3 protein-coding genes and 2 pseudogenes are annotated in these 3,885 nt (G+C 78.5%); 3 read left to right on the forward strand and 2 right to left on the reverse strand.

Annotation, left to right across the window (positions count from 1 at the left end):
- Positions 1 to 836: pseudogene (locus tag VR45_RS48680) on the reverse strand (hypothetical protein); the annotation flags it as partial.
- A gap of 388 nt (positions 837 to 1,224) precedes the next feature.
- On the opposite strand from VR45_RS48680, the gene VR45_RS48685 reads away from it, so the two are divergent.
- From VR45_RS48685 to VR45_RS17375, 3 genes are all read left to right on the forward strand, one after another.
- Complete coding sequence (locus VR45_RS48685) at positions 1,225 to 1,725, forward strand: hypothetical protein (RefSeq protein ID WP_234326013.1); 501 nt, start codon at positions 1,225 to 1,227, stop codon at positions 1,723 to 1,725.
- A 126-nt stretch (positions 1,726 to 1,851) separates the two neighbouring features.
- Entirely contained in the window at positions 1,852 to 2,781 is a 930-nt protein-coding gene (locus VR45_RS17370; protein WP_045940684.1) for a fused MFS/spermidine synthase, read from the forward strand.
- Positions 2,782 to 3,006: 225 nt separating this feature from the next.
- Positions 3,007 to 3,477, forward strand: coding sequence for a GNAT family N-acetyltransferase (locus VR45_RS17375; protein WP_045940685.1), 471 nt, complete (start codon positions 3,007 to 3,009; stop codon positions 3,475 to 3,477).
- 51 nt (positions 3,478 to 3,528) lie between these two features.
- Here the strand turns inward: VR45_RS17375 and VR45_RS17380 are convergent.
- A pseudogene (locus VR45_RS17380) lies at positions 3,529 to 3,885 on the reverse strand (hypothetical protein); the annotation flags it as partial.

Consider the following 3,885-nt stretch of genomic DNA (forward strand, 5'->3'; position numbering starts at 1 on the left):
ATGTCCCGGACGGCCTGTTCGACGCCCAGCACCTCGGCCGCGCCGACCTTGCGGGGCGCCGGGACGGCCCGGGGCCGACCGGGCACGAAGCCGTCGCCGGGCGCGAAGCCGCCGGGTCCGGGGCGGGCGCCCGCCGTGCGGGGGGCATCGGCCGCGGCGGCCTGGGCGGGCCGGTCGATGCCGATGACGGTGGCCAGCGCGGCGGGGCCGCCGGCCAGGAACGTACGGCGACGCACGTCGTCGTTCTCCTCGTCGGGATGGTGCGGTTCGGCGGACCCCCGGGGCGCCGTCGCGGACCTCGGCACCGGGGGCCCCTCCGGTGGGGGCGGTTCCGCGTACGGCCAGGCAGCGTACGGGAGTTGGGTGGAGAGCGGAGAGCGGGGGGCGGGCAGGGGCGGGAACGGGGGGTGGAGCGGTGGGGGCGGTCCGCCGTCCGGTGCGGCGGCGGGGCCCGGGCGGTGCCCGGGCCGGTGGCCGGGGTACGGCCCGGGGCCGGTCCGGCCGCCGGGCCGGACGGTGCCGTCGTCCTCGCCCCCCGTGCCTCCGTCCGTCGAGCGGCGCCGGACGGCGGTACGGGGGGCGAAGCCCAGTTCGGTGAGCGACCGTTCCGGCCACATGTGCCGGAACACCCGCTCGTACGCGTAGTTGGGGCAGCGGATCTCACCGGACTCGACCCGCCCGATGTACCGGGCGTCGCACGAGACGTGCTCGCCGATCTCACGGGCCGCCCGGCGCACGGCCATGGCGAACTCGCCCGGCGAGCGGTCGCCGCGCAGGGCGCGCATCACGGTGTTGGGCGACGGGCGGTTCGGCTCGGCCGGTGGGGTGGCTGCCATGGTGCGCTCCGTGGTGGTGCGGGGTGGTGGTACGGGGGTCGGGCGGCGGTGGGGCGGTGGGGGCGCCCGGCCACGAACGGGTCCGCTGGGGCGTGTCTTGTGGATCAGCCCGGGGCCGACAGTACCGGGAGTCACCGGTCGGCCACAGTGCGTCGATGGATGATGTGCCCCCAATACCGGGCAAACCGGGCGTAGTTGCCGGGATCCGCCATGAAATGCCATGCCTTGCTGTAAGGCGCCCCGTGGCCTCGGGGGCCCGCCCGGCGTTGTGCTGTTACGTGGAAGCCCCGTCCGCCGTCCCTGCCGCACCCCCCGGCGGCAGCCCCAGCGGCACCCCCCCACGCCGGGCGGCGCGGCTTCCACCCCCGACGAGGTGACAGGAGGGCCGATGCCGGCCACTGGAGTACCGCAGTACCGCCGCCTGGTCGCCGGAGGGATGCCGGCCGCCGCCGCCCCCGCCCTGCTGCCCGAGTCCGCCGACGACCGCGGCCCCGCCCGCCCGCCGTCCGGCGGCGGCCCCTCCCGCCGCCCGGCCGCCGACCAGGACCGCGCCCCGGTCGCCGCCCACGACACCGTGACCGTCGCCCTGCGGCACGGACTGGAGGCGGTCGACATCCTGCGCCTGCGGCGGGCCTGCGGCGCCGTCCTGCAGAGCCGCAACGGCGCCACCGTCTCCTTCCTCGTCCCGGCCGGCACCTCGGCGACCTGGCACCTGCCCGGCAGCTCCTGTACCGCCGGCGCCCAGCTGCCGCCCGCCACCGACCCGCGCTGGGTGATGCCCCCGGCCGGCGCCGACTGCACCGCCCGCCCCACCGACGCCTGGGTCCTCCGCTCGGCGCTCTGCGAGGCCGCCTGCACCCTCACCGCGGGCGGCCTCGGCCCGTTCTGAGGCCGTCGCCGTCGCCCGTTCCGAGGTCGCCGCCGTCGCTTCCGGGGCTGCCGCCGCCGCTTCCGGGGCCGCCGCCGCCCGGGCCGGGCCGCCGGACCTCCTCGAGGGGCGGCGATAATGGCCGGTATGGGACGAAGCAACCGAGCCGGCCGCACCACGGACCGGGGCCGCGCCGCCGCCGCGGACGACCCGGCCACCACCGGCCCCGGGGGCCGCACCCACGCGCAGGGACCGCTCACCCGCGCCGTCGACTCCGGCCTCGCCGAACTCCGCCCCGACCGCGACCGCCCCGCCGCCTGGTCGCTGCTGGTCGACGGTGCGCCGCAGTCGCTGGTCGACCTCGCCGACCCGACCCACCTGGGCTTCGAGTACCAGCGCCGGCTCGGCCACCTGGTCGACCTGGTCGCCCCGCCCGGCCGTCCGCTCACCGTCCTCCACCTCGGCGGCGGCGCCCTCACCCTGGCCCGCTACGTCGCCGCCACCCGCCCGCGCTCGCGCCAGCAGGTCGCCGAGATCGACACCGCGCTCACCGACCTGGTCCGCACCGAACTCCCGCTGGAGCGCGGCTGGCAGGTCAAGGTGCGCGGCGCCGACGCCCGCGCCGTGCTGGAGCGCACCCCCGAGGGCAGCGTGGACCTGGTGATCGCCGACGTCTTCTCCGGTGCCCGGGTGCCCGCCCACTGCACCACCGTCGAGTTCACCGCGCTGGCCGCGCGCGCCCTGGCCCCCGGCGGCTGGTACGCCGTCAACATCGCCGACGGCTCGACGCTGGCGTTCGCCCGCTCCCAGGTGGCCACCCTGGGCGCCGTCTTCCCCGAACTGTGCCTGGTCGCCGACCCGGCGGTGCTGCGCGGCAAGCGGTTCGGCAATCTGATCCTGGCCGCCGCGCACACCCCGCTCCCGCTGGCCGAGCTCACCCGCCGGGTGGCCTCCGACGCGGCCCTCGGCCGGGTCGAACACGGCCGCGCCCTGGCCGACTTCGCCGCCGGGGCGGCCCCGGTGACCGACGCCGCCGCCGCTCCGTCCCCGGCGCCGCCCCCGGGCGTCTTCCGGTAGTCGCGGCGACGGCGGCCGAACGGGCCCTCCGCGCCCGCCCGTTCGGTGCGGCGGTGGTCCGGCCCGGCGTCCGGTCGATCCCGCGTTCGGCCGGTCCGACGCCCAACTTGCCTCGCGCCAGGTCGGCCTGACGCCCAATTGGTCACCGGGCTGCCGGGTTGCCGAGAATGGGGTCGGTGCGGCGGAGAACCGGTCGCGCCGACCCGACCAGGAGGGGCGCACGTCATGCCGATCCGACCGGCCCGGCCGAGCGAGGCGGCGGCACTCAGTGCCCTGGCCCTGCGATCCAAGGCCCATCTCGGCTACGACGCCGCCTTCATGGAGGCATGCCGGGCCGAACTCACCCTGGATCCCGGGCAGATCGAGGCCGACCGCACGACCGTCGCCGAGGACGACGGCCGGGTGCTGGGCTTCGTCACCCTCACCGGGGCGCCGCCGGAGGGCGAGATGGACATGCTCTTCGTCGAGCCGGACGCCGTCGGCCGGGGGATCGGCCGCCGCCTGGTGGAGCACCTGTGCGCGGAGGCCGCCGCCCTGGGCTTCACCCGGATCGTGGTCGAGTCCGACCCGCACGCCGAGCCGTTCTACCTGGCCGTGGGCGCCGTCCGCACCGGCACCGTCGCCTCCGGCTCCATCCCCGGCCGGGAACTGCCGGTCCTCACCCTGCACTTGACCGGGCCGGCTCCCCGCCGCTGACCGGCGCCGGGGGGCAGGTGCTGGGTTGTTCCGGAGCCCCGTCGACCGTGCTCAGTGCCCCTTCGGCAGGCCCCGGTGCTTGTACATCGCGGCCCCGGTCAGGGCCAGCCCGGCCGCGATCGGGGCGAGGACGGCGGTCGCGGTGCCCGCGGCGTCGTGGGCGACGGTGACCACGGCCGTCGTGGTCGCGGCCCGGGCGGCCGCCGGGGCCGTCCAGGCCGCCACCGGGGTGTCGGCCCGGGGCCGGCCGGGCGCGGGTCCGGCCGCCGGGGCGCTCCCGGTGCCGGCGGTGCCGGGATGCCCGGGGGCGGGGTACTGGGGCCGGTCCGAAGGGGCCGGAGCCGGAGGCGGGGCCGCGGGCCGGCGCCGGTCGTCGTCGGCCCGGCCGGTCTCGGCGCTCCCGCCGGT

Source organism: Streptomyces sp. NRRL S-495, from assembly GCF_000966955.1.
Classification (GTDB): Bacteria; Actinomycetota; Actinomycetes; order Streptomycetales; family Streptomycetaceae; genus Kitasatospora; species Kitasatospora purpeofusca.

Bases quoted from the DNA above. Each gene is read 5' to 3' on its own strand.
- VR45_RS17370 (WP_045940684.1), top strand. From the start codon at position 1,852: ATGGGACGAAGCAACCGAGCCGGCCGCACCACGGACCGGGGCCGCGCC.
- VR45_RS17375 (WP_045940685.1), top strand. From the start codon at position 3,007: ATGCCGATCCGACCGGCCCGGCCGAGCGAGGCGGCGGCACTCAGTGCC.
- VR45_RS48685 (WP_234326013.1), top strand. From the start codon at position 1,225: ATGCCGGCCACTGGAGTACCGCAGTACCGCCGCCTGGTCGCCGGAGGG.